Here is a 15,126-nt window from a genome sequence, read left to right on the forward strand (position 1 = left end):
TTGGCGTATCACCCGCACCGCCCGCCAGGGGCATTTGAGGGTAGCATGGACCAGGCGAAAACGAACGAGACGCAAGATCCCGGCGAGGTCGACCGGATCATCGCCGAGGAGCTCGAGCGCCTGCTCGATTCCCCGATGTTTACCCGTTCGCCAGTGCTGTCGCGGCTGCTGCAATTCCTGGTCGAGCACCGACTTCGCGGCGGGCGCAGCTCGCCCAAGGCTTATGCGATCGCGACCGAGGCGCTGGGTCGCAGCGAAGATTTCGATCCCGCCGTCGATAGCTATCCGCGCGTCATGGTGGGGCGGCTGCGCAGCCTTCTCGACCGCTATTATGCCGATACGCCGTGGGTGCATCGCCTGCGCGTGCCGCAGGGCAGCTATGAAGTCGTCGTCCAGTACCGCTCGGCGCCGCCCGCCGCGCGCGCGGGCGACGAGCCGGCGGACGATGGTGACGTCAAGACCGCAGCTGCATCTGCGGCGGCCGTCCGCCCGGCGGCGCCAACCGTTGCGCCGCGGCCGCGCGATCGCGGCGCCCGCTTTGGCCGCTGGTTGGTCGCTCTCGTCCTTCTCGCGCTGGCGCTTTTCACGCTCTGGGCGCTGCGTGGCGGGTCGGACCGATTGTTTGTCGGCGATCCGGTGCCGGTGCCTCTGCTCGAAGTCAGCGCGCCGGTTGCGGGGAGTTTGCCCGAATCGCGCGCGCTCGCCCGGGCGCTCGACGGAAAGCTGCGCGACGGCCTCCGCCGCTTCGACCTGATCGACCTGCTCAGTTCGAAAGCGCCCGGCAGCACGGTCGCCGGGACGAGCGACTATCGCCTCGACACGTCGCTTGTCCGCACGGTCGAGGGCAACACCGATGTGACGCTCGTCCTAAACCGCGTCGCCGACCAGCGCGCGATCTGGTCGCAACAACTGCGCCTGACACAGGACGAAACGCCCGAATTTACCGCCATCGAACCGCTGATCGCGCAGCTTGCCGGGGATTATGGCGTGATCGTGCGCGATCAGGTCCAGCGCCAACCCGACAATTTTTCGCCGGGTTACCCGTGCCTGGCGCAATTCAACCGGATGCGGCAGATGCGCAATGTGACGAACGCGAAACAGGTCGACACCTGCCTTCGCGCAACGATCAAGGCCACGCCGCGCGATCCCGTCGCGCTCACCGCCTTGTCGCTCGTGCGCTTTGGCGACTGGCAGCCGCAACGGATGACCCCGACCGGCCGCGAAGCCTTTGCCGAGGCGCGGGCCTTGGCGCAGCGTTCCTATGAAAACAGCCCGAATTCGTCCGCCGGCCTGTTCGCGATGGCGCGCGCCAATTTCTATTCGGGCAATTGTGCGGGCGGCAATGCGATGGGCGACGGCGCGATCGCGCTCAATCCCTATGATGCCGATATGTCGGGCTTCCTCGGCTTGTTCAAGCTGACGTGCGGCCACGGACCCGAGGGCGAGGCCTTGCTCCGCCGGTCGCTGCAACTCGATTCTTCCTACCCCGGCGTTCCGGCGGTCACATTGGCTTTCACCCTCTCGCAGCGCGGCGAACAGGAAGAGGCACGCGCGATCCTCGACAACATGCCGTCGCCGAGCAACATGGAGCCGCAATATATGATGGTGCGGGCGATCGTGCAGGCGCGGCAGGGGCAGGTGGCGGAGGCGCGCGCGCAGTGGCAACGCCTGCTCGCCTATACGCGCCAGCCTGCCGATGCGACGCCCGAACAGGTCGTCAGCCGCTTCATCATCACCCCTGTTGTCATCCAGCGCGCCTCGGCGGCGCTTCGCGAGTCAGGCGTCGTCCCACCAAAAACGGCGCCTTGACGCTGCGCCGGGGGCTGCGCAGAGTGACTTCATGCTCTCGCTTCTAGCCCTGCTGACCTCGGTCGCATCGCCTGCTCCGGCCGCGGTAGCGGTGCATTTCGACCGGGACGGGAAGGTCGAGACGCGCGTCACTCAGGGCCTCTCCGACCGGTCAAGCGGCCGGAAGATCACGCCCGATGACCCGGTGCGCGTCGCGTCGGTTTCCAAGCTGATCGTCGCATTGGGGGTCTTGCGGCTGATGGAGGCGGGCAAGCTCGACCTCGATCGCGACGTTTCGGATTATCTCGGCTGGCGGCTCCGCCACCCCGCTTATCCGGATCGGCCGATCAGCCTGGCGCAGCTGCTCGGGCACCGTTCGGGGCTCAACGACGACAGCGATTATGCGCTGCCGCTCGACGCCGATCTCGAAACCGCGCTCCGCGACCCCGCCGCCTGGGACAAGGCGCGCGCGCCGGGCGGCGATTTCGCCTATGCCAATTTCAATTACCCGGTCGTTGCGGCCGTGGTCGAGGGCGTAACCGGCGAGCGGTTCGACAAGGCGATGACGCGGCTCGTTTTTCGTCCGCTCGGTCTCGACGCCTGTTTCAACTGGCCGACCTGCAGCAACACCGCCGTTGCGCGCGCGGTCGTGCTTTACGATGCCGACGGTAATGTCGTGCGCGACGAGCTCAAGGGTGTACGGCCGCCCTGTCCCGTGGTGCCGGCTGCGGATGGCAGCTGCGACGTCGGAACCTATCGTCTTGCGCGCCATGGTGCGGGGTTCAGCCCGCAGGGCGGGCTTCGCATCTCGGCGAACGGCCTCGCGCGCATCGGCGTTATGTTGCTGCGCCGCGGTGACAGCTTTCTCAAACCGGAAAGCCTGGCGCGGCTCGAAGCGATGGCGGCGGTCCACCCGACGAGCGGCGAGGGGACGGGCGGTTTCTTCTGCGAATATGGCATAGCTATGCACAGCACGGGCGGCCCCGCGCTCCACGATCCCGCCTGTCGCGACGACCTGTTCGGCGACGGCCGCCTGCGGCTTGGTCATTCGGGCGATGCCTATGGATTGCGATCGGGGCTATGGTTCGACCTTGAAGGCGGCGAGGGCATTGCCTATTTTGTGACGCAGGTGCCGGAGGGGCAGAAAGGGACACGGTCGGCCTACAGTGCTGCAGAGGAAGTCTTGGTCGACGCGGCGCTTCGCCGCACGGCCGATGCCAGCCCTCTTGCCAGCCCCGCCCACGGGCACTAGGGCAATTTTCAACATTCACGACATAGTCAGAAAAAAAGGAACTGTGCATGAGCGATTCGGCCGAAAAGGTTAAAAAGATCGTCGTCGAACATCTGGGCGTCGAAGCCGACAAGGTCACCGAAGAAGCGAGCTTCATCGACGATCTGGGCGCCGACAGCCTCGACATCGTCGAGCTGGTGATGGCGTTCGAAGAAGAATTCGGCGTCGAAATCCCCGACGATGCGGCGGAAAAAATCGCCACCGTCAAGGATGCGATCGACTATATCGAAGCGAACAAGGGCTAAACGGCCCGGTCCGGCATAGCCGGACGCGGCGGCGACGCCGCCCACGCGTTTCCGGCTTCCCGGTCCCGAGCGTTCGCGCTGAGTGGCCGGGAAGCTTTTTTTATGGATATGCGTCTTCTCGAATGACGCGGCACCCTGCGGGGGCAGGGGCCGATGAAAGGAACGACTATGCGCCGGGTTGTGGTGACGGGTTTGGGTTTGGTGACGCCGCTGGGCGCCGATGTGGAAACCACATGGGCCAATCTGATCGCGGGCAAATCGGGCGCGGGCACGATCACCCATTTCGACGCGTCGGACCAGAAGTGCACGATTGCGTGCGAGGTCAAGGGCCCCGACCATGAATATGGTTTCGATCCCGGCAAGCGCGTGGATCACAAGGTGCAGCGTCAGGTCGACCCGTTCATCATCTATGGCATCGATGCCGCGGGGCAGGCGATCGAGGACGCCGGTCTTGAGGATATGTCCGACGAGATGAAGCTGCGCGCCGGCTGCTCGATCGGGTCGGGCATCGGCGGCCTGCCGGGCATCGAAAGCGAAAGCCTGCTGCTCGCCGAAAAGGGCCCGGGTCGCGTTTCGCCCCACTTCGTCCACGGCCGCCTGATCAACCTGATCTCGGGTCAGGTCAGCATCAAATATGGCCTGCAAGGCCCGAACCATGCGGTCGTCACCGCCTGCTCGACCGGCGCGCATTCGATCGGCGATGCGGCGCGGATGATCCGCGACGACGACGCCGACATCATGCTCGCGGGCGGCGCCGAGGCGACGATCTGCCCGATCGGTATCGCCGGCTTCGCGCAGGCGCGTGCGCTCAACATGAGCTACAACGACCGTCCCGAACAGGCGAGCCGCCCTTATGACAAGGATCGCGACGGTTTCGTGATGGGCGAAGGCGCGGGCGTGGTCGTGCTCGAGGAATATGAGCATGCCAAGGCACGCGGCGCCAAGATCTACGCCGAAGTCGTCGGTTACGGACTGTCGGGCGACGCCTATCATGTCACCGCGCCGCATCCCGAAGGTTCGGGCGCCTATCGTTCGATGGAAATGGCGCTGAAAAAGGCGGGAATGACCGTCGCCGACATCGACTATATCAACGCCCACGGCACCTCGACGATGGCCGACACGATCGAGCTTGGCGCGGTGAAGCGCCTGTTCGGCAATGAAATCGCCAATGTGTCGATGAGCTCGACCAAGTCCGCCATCGGCCACCTGCTCGGCGGCGCCGGCGCGGTCGAGACGATCTTCTGCATCCTTGCGATCCGTGACCAGATTGTCCCCCCGACGCTCAATCTCGACAATCCCGACGAGGGCACCGACGGCGTCGATCTCGTCCCGCACAAGGCGAGGAAGCGCGAAGTGAAGGCTGCGCTCAACAACAGCTTCGGTTTCGGCGGCACCAACGCCAGCGTCATCGTCAAGGCGATCGACTGATCTTTGGACCCTCCCTGCCGCGAAGCGGTGGGGAGGTGAACCGCTCGCGAAGCGAGTGGTGGAGGGGCGACGTCACAGCCCTCCGTCAGTCCTTCGGGCTGCCACCTCCCCATCGCGGTGCGGCAGGGAGGATCGAAACCCCTTTCCTACATTGCTTGGCCATGCTCTATCACCTTGTCGCAGGCCCGGCCTAAAGCGACAAAGGAGACATTCCGGACGCGCGCGTCCGTAACTTTTGTCTCCTTAAGCACCGAATGGGAGAAGAGAGTGCATCCGTTTCGCTGGCTCACGATCGCGATCTTGGCCCTGCTGCTCGCCGCCTGCTCGGGCGGCGCACCCAAGGATGCCGAGATTGTCATTCCGCAGGGCGCGAGCATCGCGAAAGCAGGTGAAATCCTCGAACAGGCGGGACTCGTTTCGGCGTCGAGCTTTCGCAACGAAGCGCGCTTCTTCGGCTCGGACGATCCGATCAAGCCCGGCGAATATAAGGTCGAAAAGGGGATGGACGCGGGCGACATCCTCGAACTCTTCCAGTCGGGCAAGACGATCCAGCGCATGGTTATGATTCCGGAGGGCATGCCCTCGATCATGGTGTGGGAACGGCTGATGGCCGAAAAGCGGCTGAAGGGCGAAATCCCCGTGCCCGCCGAAGGCAGCATCCTGCCCGACAGCTATGCCTTTACCACCGGCGAAAGCCGCGCTGCCGTCGTGAAGCGGATGCAGGCGGCGATGGACAAGGCCTTTAACGAGCTCTGGGCGAAGCGCACGCCGCGCACTGCGGTCAAGGATCGCAATCAGGCGATGGCCCTTGCTTCGATCGTCGAGAAAGAAACCGGCGTGCCGTCCGAACGCCGCACCGTTGCGGGCGTCTATACAAACCGCCTCGGCGTCGGCATGCGGCTTCAGGCCGACCCGACGATCATCTACCCGATCACCAAGGGCAAGCCGCTCGGTCGCCGCATCCTGCGCTCCGAAATTCTCGCGGTGAACGGCTACAACACCTATTCGATGATCGGCCTGCCGCAGGGCCCGATCGCCAATCCGGGCAAGGCGTCGATCGCCGCAGTGCTCGATCCCGAAGCGAATGACTATCTCTTCTTCGTCGCAAAGGGCGACGGCGGCCACGTCTTCGCGCGCACGCTCGCCGAGCATAATGCCAATGTCCAGAAATGGTATCAGCTGCGCCGCGACCGCGGGGAGATGGAGTAGGCGTCAGCGGTAAACGGGGGAGGGGATCATGACCACGGCAAAGCTCTTCATCCATGGCGTTCCGGACAGCCCGGCGATCTGGCGCCCGCTGCTTGCCGCACTCGACCTCGGCGACACACCCGTCGCGGTGCCTGCACTTCCCGGCTTCACCGCGCCGCTCCCGGCGGGTTTTCCCGCGTCTAAGGAGGCTTATGCCGACTGGGCGGTGGAGCAGGCCGAGGCATTGTTCGTAATGTACGGCCCGATCGACATTGTCGGTCACGACTGGGGCGCGCTGATCGCGCAGCGTGTCGCGATGCTGCGCCCCGACCTCATCCGCAGCTGGGCAATCTCGAATGCGGTGATCGATCCCGACTATCGTGGCCACCGGCTCGCGCGCATCTGGAACACGCCGCTGCTCGGCGAGCTGTTCATGGCGCTGAGCAAACCCGCCAAGCTTGCCGAGGGGCTCGCCGCGCAGGGCATGCCTGCCGACATCGCGCGCGAGGAAGCTGCGCAATGGGCGCTGAAGGACAAGCGCCGTGCAATTCTCAAACTCTATCGCTCGGCCAAGGGTCTGAGTTTCGAGCATGATTGGGCGCGCGACATCGGCAGGCTACCGCCGCGCGGGACATTGATCTGGGGCGCGGAAGACCCATATGTCGAGCTGTCGGTGGCGCAGCGCTTTGCCGCGAATACAGGCACCCCGCTAACCGTAATCGACGGGGCAGGGCATTGGGCGATTGCCGAGCGGCCCGTGGAGGTCGCGGCGTCTTTGCATCGTTTTTGGGCGGGGCGCTGATCGGCTCAATCAATCAATATAACCGGCCAACTCGATTTGACCCGCGCGCTCCGGTCTGCTCTTGGTGCGCCGCACAAAATCCACAACGAAAGGATTCTCTCCCATGATCAATCAGCCCGTTCCCGCCGTGACGCTCAAGACCCGCGTGCGCGACGAAGCCGTCGAAGGCCCGAACCCGTTCCGTTGGCAGGACGTCGACACCGGCGAGCTGTTCGGCGAAGGCCGTCACATCCTGTTCGGTCTGCCCGGTGCCTACACCCCGACCTGCTCGAACGAGCAGTGCCCGGGCTTCGAACGCCTCCACGCCGACTTCGCCGCTGCCGGCGTTGCCGACATCCATTGCATCAGTGTCAATGACGCCTTCGTCATGTTCAACTGGGCCAAGCACCTCGGCGTCGAAAAGGTGAAGATGGTTCCGGACGGTTCGGCTGCTTTCACGCGTCGCATGGGCATGCTGATCAACAAGGATCACCTCGGCTTCGGCATGCGCAGCTGGCGCTACACCGCGATCGTCGATGACGGCGTCGTCGTTCAGATGTTCGTCGAACCCGGTATCAACGACGTCGGCACCGACAGCGATCCCTATGTCGAATCGACCCCTGAAAAGGCGCTCGAGTGGGTGAAGGCGAACCCGTATCAGGGCAAGCTGTCGCAGGCGGCTTAAACCGATAGGCGGCCCGGCATCCCCCCCTCCCGTCCGGGCCGCTGGCGCCGTACCCATCATCGTGACCGCGACGATGGGTGCGGCGGACCAGCTTCACTTCAATAATCTCCGCGCCGCGCATTTTCCGCCCGATCGCAATCACCTGCCGGCGCATATCACGCTGTTTCACCAGCTGCCGCCTTCGTGTCTGGGCGAGCTCGACGGGCTCCTGCGCCGTATCTCGGCCGATACGCCGCCACCGGCTGCCAGCTTGCGCGAAATCTATTCTCTCGGCGGCGGGGTCGCCTTTCGCATCGAAAGCCCCGACCTCCTCGCGATTCGCGAGCAGATCGCCGATCATTTCACCGGCATGCTCACCGCACAGGACCAGGGCACGCCGCGGCTCCACATCACCGTCCAGAACAAGGTCGCCCCCGCCGAAGCGCGCGCGCTGATCGCCGAACTCGCCGAGAACTTCCACCCGCGCCCGCTGTCGATCGTCGGTTTGGCCGCCCATCACTATCGCGGTGGCCCGTGGGAACCAGCATTCGCGCGAAATTTTCGCGGCGCGCGTACATGATATTGACCGACGGCAATGCCCTGCCTATAGGCGCTGCTCGCCCGTCGCGGCGGCCTTTCGGGGCGGAGTAGCTCAGCTGGTTAGAGCAGCGGAATCATAATCCGCGTGTCGGGGGTTCGAGTCCCTCCTCCGCTACCAAGGGACTCACATCCGCCTGTGGCCGACAACGTCCGTGGACGTCTTTCCGAGAAATTTTATTTAGGTCTATCAATCGTTTGCTAGCGACTTCGGGCGTCCGCTGACATCCGTGTCAGTATGCCTGCGTCGATTTGATTTGGGGGTCTTTTTTTGGTCAAAAATGCGGAAAGACCCCCAAGCATCGATTTGAAAAGACCCCCATGGCTCTCAAAGACCTCGAAATCAAATATGCGGCGCGGCGCCCCAAAGAATATAAGCTGTTCGATGGCGAGGGACTGTATCTCCTTATTAAGCCGTCAGGATCAAAGCTTTGGCGCTATAAATACCGCTTCGAGGGCAAGGAGCGTGTGCTTTGTCTCGGCGCCTATCCACGACTCGCCGCCGCCGCCGCGCGCCAGAAGCGGCGCGAGGCGCAGCATTTGCTCGACGGCGGTATCGACCCTGCGGCCGTCAAGAAAATGAATCGCGCAAATAAGTTGGAGGCCGGGACGCCGCAAAACGTCGATCTGTTCGAGCCGATCGCGCGTGCCTGGCATGCGAACAGGGTAGAGGACCTCGACCCCGCGCACGCTCTGCGGGTGCTTAGCCGCCTCGAGCGCGATGTTTTTCCAAGGTTGGGAGCAAGAGACATCGCCACGATCACCCCGCCGGAAGTGCTGGCCGTCATTCGAGCGGTCGAGGCGCGTGGCGCGCTCGATGTTAGTCGACGGGTCAAGCAAGCCATCGGCCAGATATTCCGGTTCGCGATTGCGTGCGGTTGGGCATCTTCGGACCCAACGGTTAGCCTCAGCGATGCGCTGAAGCCCAAACCCCGCGTGAAGCATATGGCCCGCGTTTCAGTTGCGGAAGTTCCCGCACTTGTCCGGGCAATCATGTCCTACGACGGCGAAGCGTCTACCGGCAGGCGAGAGACGACGCGCGACGCAATGCTTTTCACTTTGCTGACGTGGGCGCGAACGAGCGAAACTCGCTTTGCAACCTGGGGCGAGTTCGAAAATCTCGATGGGCCTGATCCGGTCTGGCGTTTGTCAGCGGAACGGATGAAGATGGAACGCGAACACCTCGTTCCCCTTTCGGAAGACGTGGTAGAAATTCTGCGCCGCCGGCGCCGTGCTACCAAGGGCGATTTTGTTTTCCCCGGCGACAAGGCCGGCAAGCCGATCTCGTCGAACACGATGATCTACGCATGCTATCGCATGGGCTATCGAGGCCGGCAGACTGTTCATGGATTTCGCGGGCTCGGCTCGACCTGGGCGAATGAAGCTGAATGTTACAAAGCCGACTGGATCGAAATGGCGCTGGCGCACGAGGACGAGAACGAAGTTCGGGGAGCCTACAATAGCGCGCTGTATCTCACCGCCCGGCGCCGGATGCTCGATGATTGGTCAGCTTTTATACGGTCCGCGGACCCAAGGGGGGCGAGAGACAAGGCTGTGGAAATGAAAGCATCCGAGCAGGCGAACTTGCCGTTGCGAGCGCGGGACGCCCTGCGCCCCGCGCTCGCAACGGCAGACAACGTGCCATTCTGGCAACAGCGAAAGCTGGCCGGGAGGCGCTGACGTCTGTGCGTGCTGGCCATCTTCGTTCTGTCGGCCGTCGTCCGTGCTGCCAACGGGATGGCAGCTCCCTTGAAATCACACAGGCGCCGCTCTGCATCCATATGTGCGGTCGATAGCGATGAAAGTTGTTGGGAGAGGCCCGCCCGGTAATCGGGGGGGGGGGGTGATCCGAGCGGGCCTACAAGTTATCATCGCGTGAGGGTCGCGAAAGTTCCCGCGCGGTGGAAACTCGTTTACGGGTCGAGTCCATATTCCGCCAGCGCTTTGAGGCGGCCCTTTTCGTCGCCGGATCGATCAGGACATCGCACATTCGCTCTCCAGCGCAAATGATGAGCAAGCCGGAGCTAAAAGGGCTTAAGCATGCTAAATCAGGCCGAAATATCGATGCCACATTGGTAGTATCGCCGGACGCGTAGAAACTTCATCCCGTCTCGCCCGGTTTTTCCGATGCTGCGAGGCAAAAGGGATCAACCTGGATGATATGGCTCGCGATTGCGCCGTCTTCATCAGCGTTCGAACAAGAAGGGGTCAGCGCAACACCCGGTCAAAAACCGACTTCAACCTTCGACGAGTCAATTCTCGAACACGGCGGCAGGTCGGTGCTCTACCAGCGCGGCGAGTACGGCGGGATCTTTGATGTGCATCGTACTGGATCGGAGATCGATAAGTCCGTCTTGCCGGAGCGCTTTAAGGGTGCGGTTCACATGTACGCTCGTAAGGCCGAGAAGATCGGCCAGCGCCTCCTGTGTAATGGGAAAGTGGAAACTGTCTTTTGGACCAAGCGCGACCGCCCCAAGTCGTTCGCGGACTTCGAGAAGCAAATCGACGATGCGCTCATAGGCACTCATCCGGCCGAGCCGTGCGATCTGGCGAAACAGATAATATTCCTCCAGCGCACTGCTCCGGGCGTAGGCTTCCGCGAGGCCATGCTTGGCATGGCGAGAATCAGGCGCCGGACAGAGCGTGACATCTGTCAGGGCAACCGCGCCCGTCGCGGCGAGCGGATGCGACTGACGACATTTCCCGATCAGATCGCCAGGAAGAAGCAAGCTCAAAATCTGTCGTCTTCCGTCCGCGAAGATACGCGTCCGCCCCGCCCAACCGGCCAAAATGATCCGGGGCGAAGTCACGCGCGCGCCCTCTTCGATAATATTCCGATGCGCAGCAACGCGGTGGCGCACGAGCTGCGCCTCGGCAAGCGCCTCCCATTCGTGTGTGTCCAACGGGGCCAGTGCGCCGAGCCGCGATACGACGCGCGTTTCAAACGGAGAGGGCGAGGGCGTGTTCATGCTGCAGCAACGTTTTGGCATTGTGATGGTTCACGCCCAGGCGCGAGGCCAGATGTCGGCTTCAGGCTTTTCGGGGAAGGGTACCTCCATGGTGCAGAATATCCCGCCCGGCCTGAGTTCGAACAGCGTCGCCGCGTTGATCTGATAAGGCAGCGCCTGTTCGATATATTCCTGACCAAAGCCGGTACTGGCCGGCGCCGCTCCGATAATCGGCACGCCGATTTCCTCCCAAATAAAGCGAAGCCTGGAGCGTGCGAAGGTCCAGCGCACCGAAAGTCTTGCGCGCGCGTCGGTAGAGGAGAGCGCCCCGAACTTGATTGAATTGGTGGCGAGTTCGTGAATGGCGAGCGCAATTAATCGCGCTATTTCATGCGGAACCGAGACTTCCGGCCCCTTGATCTCGATCCGCTCGTCGAACTCGAAAATACGAAGCTCATCGCTCACCATATCCTCAAGATCGCACCCATTCTTGCGGCTGCTGTCGCCGCAACGCACTTCAATGCGCGCAAGCGCGTCGAGCCGTCCACGGAAATGATTGGCATTCTCGTCCTCGTCATTTGTGCCAAACGTCCGCGCGCTGATCGACCGGACGATCGCGAGCATGTTGCGGACCCGATGCTGCAGTTCTGCGCGAAGATGTGCTTCTCGCGCGATCGCACGGATACGTTCCTCCTCCATGACTTTGAGTTCGAGGCGGAGCACTTCAACCTCGGCGGCGAGCGCGGCCTCACTCGCGGACGAGCCATTGTCCTCCGGTTGCTCGCGTGGTGGTTCTTCCGGACGCTTACTCATTCATCGGTCCCGCTTCGCATCAACTGCCCTGTTCATACGCTCGGAAGGCGCAGGAGTGCCACGGATCTATAAAATGATTGGTCAGGTAAGCGGATGGGCAGCGCGTTTCCCGTACCTTCAACATGAGGAAATGAAACTTGCGGCCGGGCCGCCTTTGCGGTTGCTGACGCTGTTCGGCCAGAGGGCCAGCAAGTGTTGCCGCATAATTGGCCATCAGGTGAGAGAAGATGTCGGCAAGACGATTACACCCCGGACAATTCCCAATATCAGCATGGCGCGCGCGATATTGGCGCTTTTCAAAGCCCACGTCGTGTCGTGAAGCAATGACGCGCCGTCTCAGATCTTTGATGTTGCGAACTATCGCAGCATGCCGCGTTCGAAAGCTGGCGCCAGCGCCCGTATCTGGCCAAGGGTGAGTAGCCCTTAGCGTTTCGGGTCGCGATCGTCGAATCATGGCAGAAACTCTTGACGAACCATCTACCAATACGGTCAAAAATGGCGCAATATTTGTTACGATGAGCATTGGCTTGTTGTCTTGGGCGTCTTGGACGACGCCTCGCGAGGCGAACCAATTTGGGCTGTCTGCGGCTGAACCGGGGTTGCCATCATTTCTTGGTGGTACCTCGGCCCCAGCTGACGATTTTGGACAGGAATGCCATGCGCGCGCGCCGCATATCGATATGGCGTTCGCACGACAGCGCATTGCCGATCGAGGTGTCGATACCGGTCAAGCGGAAGCAGGGAGATGACAGATGGGTGAGCGAAGTTTGCGAGGGCGCCGGGTCCTCGTGGTTGAGGATGAATATCTTCTCGCCGACGATATCTCGCGGGCGCTCGCGGACGCGGGCGCCCAAGTGCTCGGGCCGGTGGCGAGCGCGCAAGATGCCGAGGCGATCATTGGGAGCGAAGAGCGCATCGATGCTGCGGTACTCGACGTCAATTTGCGGGACGGAGCCGTGTTTCCCGCGGCCGATGCGCTCGCTGCGCGCGAAATACCGTTCGCCTTCGCGACGGGTTATGAGGAATGGTCGCTTCCCGAACGGTTCCAGGGCCGCCCGCTAGTAGAAAAGCCTTTCAAGGCATCGCAAATCCTGGATTTGCTTGCACCGATGACGCCGCGGACAGATGCTTGAGTTGATCCTTAGGTACGCACACAGGCGTTTATGGTCACTCGATCCCTACAGATAGCGAACAAGGTCTCGACTAGCTTCTTCGGCCACGGGCGCTTGCAACGCCGGCCCCTGTGAGATCGGGGCACTAGATCCCGGTTCTAGCTTAGCAGAAAGACAAGCGGGATGCCGCGCTCACTGGCACGGCGAGCCCGATCGAACCGCGGTCTGCCTTCGTCACGGCTAAAATCGGTGATCGCAAGGCTTGGTTCTCTTCGAAAGTAGGGGCCGCGCACATTCTAACCTTCCAAAACGGGCGTCGGGTCCCCGCTCCGGCGGAGCCCTCATCGGATGGGGTGCGCCTGATCCTCCGATCACCGTGACATGCTGGCAAATCATGGACAACATAGGCTGTCGCCAATATCGTTATCGCCGCCGAATGACCGGTGTCGTCGGCCCGGTGGAACTTCTCATCCCTTTTCCGCGAGCGCCAATAGCGCTGCGAGAAGTGAACGCGTGTCGGCGGGCTTCTGAAGCCGTGGCGCGTCGGCATAGTCGGCCGGGATAATATTTGCATCATAGCCGGTGAGGAAAACAAAAGGGATGCCGCGCGCCTTGAGCGCTGCGGCAGACTCGAAACTTGCACCATCACCGAGATTGACGTCTACTAGTGCGATGTCGGGGCGCGTCGTGGCCAGCATCTCGATCGCATCCTCTGCATTGCCGACAGGACCGAGCACCGTGGCGCCCGCCGCCTCAAGCGCCATTTGCGCATCGTCGGCGAGATAAAAGTCATCTTCAATGATAAGTACCAAACGCCCGGTGAGGCCGCTCATACCCAGTTCTCCTTGGATTTCCGGTAAGCGATCGGCAAATCGGTTTGCAAGACACTCTCTCCTTCGTTGAGCGGAAAGGCGATGCGGCAGCGAACTCCATCCGGATCATGTGTCAACTCCCCTTCTCCCCGTAGCTCATAGGGCACGCGGCGGGTAACAAGTTCAGTCCCGAAGCCTTTGCGGCGGTCCGGTTTTGGTTCGATCCGCACCCCGCTTTCAGCCCACACCAACTCAAGCCACTCGCTGCCGTCTCTGGACAGACGCGACCAATGCACATCGACGCGTCCGCTCGGCGCCCGTACCGCGCCATATTTGGAGGCGTTGGTAGCAAGCTCGTGGATCGCGAGCGTCAAAACCTCCGCGGCCTTGGGCGCGAGCAGAATTTCAGGGCCAACGATGGAGACGCGCGACTCGTCGGCCGCTTGGGCGAGCAGTTCGTCGCGGACCAGTCCTCCGAGTTCAACCCCAACGCCAGCGCCGCGCGTGAGGAGTGCCTGTGTACGTGCCATCGCGGCAATGCGTCCGCTCAACCGGTCGCGGAATTCCGCGGTCGTTCCGTCAGTGGCTCCGCGATTGACGACCGATGCCACCATTGCCAGCACATTCCTTACACGGTGCTGAAGCTCGGCGAGCAGGACTGCCTGGCGTTCCTCGTTACGTTGGCGCTCCGTGATGTCCTTGCCGATCTTCATGAAACCGCGGATGGTGCCGTCGCGATTGCGTAAAGAGACTGTCTGGCCGTCGATAAATACGCGGGCGCCACCCTTGGCGAGGTGCCACCTGATATTAGGGGCGACGCCGTCGCTCCGCGCTCGTTCAAGTTCCTGCTCGGGAATGCCGTGGGCACGGTCTTCTGGCGTAAAGATGCGCGAGACGGGCTTGCCGACCATGTCGCCTTCGCTCCAACCAAAAACGGCGGAAGCACCGGGAAGCCAGTCAGTAATCAAATCTTCGGGATCACTCAGAATGATCGCATAATCACGGGCATTCTCTACGATGAGTTGAAATCGTTCGTGGCCCCGCTCAAGCTCTCCGAGGAGCTCGCGCAGTTCGTACTGCCGCTCGCGCGCGCGCACCGCCGCCCGTACCGAGCTCGTTAAAGTGATCGCCTGAACGGGACGTTCGATTAGGGTGACGTTGCCCAGAGACGTGACGAGATCGTTTCTCCACCTCGCGACGCGCCGCTGAGGCAGCTGGCTCGTCAATATGATGAAGGGGATATCTGACCACGCCGGCTGACTACGCACACGGTCGGCAAGCCGCGTAAGATCTTTTCCAAAAAACCCTTCCTCCGTTGCGATCACCGCGAGGCAGTCTTCACGAAGCGCGCCTACGAGCGCCAGAAAGTCCGCGCAAACTTCCGCCGCGATACCCGCGCGCGCTACTATCTCCGCTGCCGCCGCGCCATCGCGCCCCACGGGTGCGAGGATCAATATTG

Annotated in this window: 16 protein-coding genes and 1 tRNA gene; 12 read left to right on the forward strand and 5 right to left on the reverse strand. The window is 62.4% G+C overall.

Features of this window, described 5'->3' with window-relative positions; translation table 11 throughout:
* Positions 1–45 precede the first annotated feature (45 nt).
* The 10 genes from GGC65_RS19635 (at position 46) to GGC65_RS19680 (ending at position 9,662) form a co-directional block, all read left to right on the forward strand.
* Positions 46–1,809, forward strand: coding sequence for a tetratricopeptide repeat protein (locus tag GGC65_RS19635; RefSeq protein ID WP_192648702.1), 1,764 nt, complete (start codon positions 46–48; stop codon positions 1,807–1,809).
* 31 nt (positions 1,810–1,840) lie between these two features.
* Positions 1,841–3,040 carry a serine hydrolase domain-containing protein gene (locus tag GGC65_RS19640; RefSeq protein WP_192648703.1) on the forward strand — a complete coding sequence of 400 codons (1,200 nt, stop codon included), beginning with the start codon at positions 1,841–1,843 and terminating at the stop codon, positions 3,038–3,040.
* Between the two features lie 47 nt (positions 3,041–3,087).
* Positions 3,088–3,324, forward strand: a complete 237-nt coding sequence (locus GGC65_RS19645; protein ID WP_003039428.1) for an acyl carrier protein — start codon at positions 3,088–3,090, stop codon at positions 3,322–3,324.
* Positions 3,325–3,492: 168 nt separating this feature from the next.
* Positions 3,493–4,752: a beta-ketoacyl-ACP synthase II gene (fabF, locus tag GGC65_RS19650; RefSeq protein WP_192648704.1), complete on the forward strand. Its 1,260-nt coding sequence runs from the start codon at positions 3,493–3,495 to the stop codon at positions 4,750–4,752.
* A gap of 267 nt (positions 4,753–5,019) precedes the next feature.
* Positions 5,020–5,961, forward strand: a complete 942-nt coding sequence (gene mltG / locus GGC65_RS19655) for an endolytic transglycosylase MltG (protein WP_192648705.1) — start codon at positions 5,020–5,022, stop codon at positions 5,959–5,961.
* A gap of 28 nt (positions 5,962–5,989) precedes the next feature.
* Positions 5,990–6,742 carry an alpha/beta fold hydrolase gene (locus GGC65_RS19660; protein ID WP_192648706.1) on the forward strand — a complete coding sequence of 251 codons (753 nt, stop codon included), beginning with the start codon at positions 5,990–5,992 and terminating at the stop codon, positions 6,740–6,742.
* Positions 6,743–6,845: 103 nt separating this feature from the next.
* Positions 6,846–7,406 (forward strand): peroxiredoxin, encoded by a 561-nt coding sequence (locus tag GGC65_RS19665; RefSeq protein ID WP_192648707.1) that lies wholly within the window; start codon positions 6,846–6,848, stop codon positions 7,404–7,406.
* A 73-nt stretch (positions 7,407–7,479) separates the two neighbouring features.
* Positions 7,480–7,965 (forward strand): 2'-5' RNA ligase family protein, encoded by a 486-nt coding sequence (locus GGC65_RS19670; protein WP_192649639.1) that lies wholly within the window; start codon positions 7,480–7,482, stop codon positions 7,963–7,965.
* Between the two features lie 61 nt (positions 7,966–8,026).
* Positions 8,027–8,103, forward strand: a tRNA-Met gene (locus GGC65_RS19675).
* Positions 8,104–8,303: 200 nt separating this feature from the next.
* Complete coding sequence (locus tag GGC65_RS19680) at positions 8,304–9,662, forward strand: tyrosine-type recombinase/integrase (RefSeq protein ID WP_192648708.1); 1,359 nt, start codon at positions 8,304–8,306, stop codon at positions 9,660–9,662.
* 572 nt (positions 9,663–10,234) lie between these two features.
* On the opposite strand, the gene GGC65_RS19685 is transcribed toward GGC65_RS19680, so the two are convergent.
* Both GGC65_RS19685 and GGC65_RS19690 read right to left on the reverse strand, forming a co-directional pair.
* Positions 10,235–10,951, reverse strand: coding sequence for a Crp/Fnr family transcriptional regulator (locus tag GGC65_RS19685; protein ID WP_192648709.1), 717 nt, complete (start codon positions 10,949–10,951; stop codon positions 10,235–10,237).
* A 30-nt stretch (positions 10,952–10,981) separates the two neighbouring features.
* On the reverse strand, positions 10,982–11,653 hold the full coding sequence (locus GGC65_RS19690) for a sensor histidine kinase (RefSeq protein ID WP_192648710.1): 672 nt from the start codon (positions 11,651–11,653) through the stop codon (positions 10,982–10,984).
* 163 nt (positions 11,654–11,816) lie between these two features.
* Here GGC65_RS19690 and GGC65_RS19695 point away from each other — a divergent pair, with 163 nt between their 5' ends.
* Positions 11,817–12,062, forward strand: a complete 246-nt coding sequence (locus GGC65_RS19695; protein WP_225940920.1) for a hypothetical protein — start codon at positions 11,817–11,819, stop codon at positions 12,060–12,062.
* Between the two features lie 286 nt (positions 12,063–12,348).
* On the opposite strand, the gene GGC65_RS23605 is transcribed toward GGC65_RS19695, so the two are convergent.
* Positions 12,349–12,474 (reverse strand): hypothetical protein, encoded by a 126-nt coding sequence (locus GGC65_RS23605; RefSeq protein WP_264081031.1) that lies wholly within the window; start codon positions 12,472–12,474, stop codon positions 12,349–12,351.
* A gap of 57 nt (positions 12,475–12,531) precedes the next feature.
* Between GGC65_RS23605 and GGC65_RS19700 the strand changes: the two genes are divergently transcribed.
* A complete protein-coding gene (locus GGC65_RS19700; RefSeq protein ID WP_318780198.1) occupies positions 12,532–12,876 on the forward strand; it encodes a response regulator in 345 nt (114 codons plus the stop codon).
* Between the two features lie 446 nt (positions 12,877–13,322).
* On the opposite strand, the gene GGC65_RS19705 is transcribed toward GGC65_RS19700, so the two are convergent.
* Together GGC65_RS19705 and GGC65_RS19710 are read right to left on the reverse strand one after the other, a co-directional pair.
* A complete protein-coding gene (locus GGC65_RS19705; protein ID WP_192648713.1) occupies positions 13,323–13,688 on the reverse strand; it encodes a response regulator in 366 nt (121 codons plus the stop codon).
* Positions 13,685–15,121 carry a sensor histidine kinase gene (locus GGC65_RS19710; RefSeq protein ID WP_192648714.1) on the reverse strand — a complete coding sequence of 479 codons (1,437 nt, stop codon included), beginning with the start codon at positions 15,119–15,121 and terminating at the stop codon, positions 13,685–13,687. The genes GGC65_RS19705 and GGC65_RS19710 overlap by 4 nt, the downstream gene beginning before the upstream one ends.
* Between the last annotated feature and the right edge of the window lie 5 nt (positions 15,122–15,126).

Source organism: Sphingopyxis sp. OAS728 (assembly GCF_014873485.1).
In the GTDB taxonomy this organism is placed as follows: domain Bacteria; phylum Pseudomonadota; class Alphaproteobacteria; order Sphingomonadales; family Sphingomonadaceae; genus Sphingopyxis.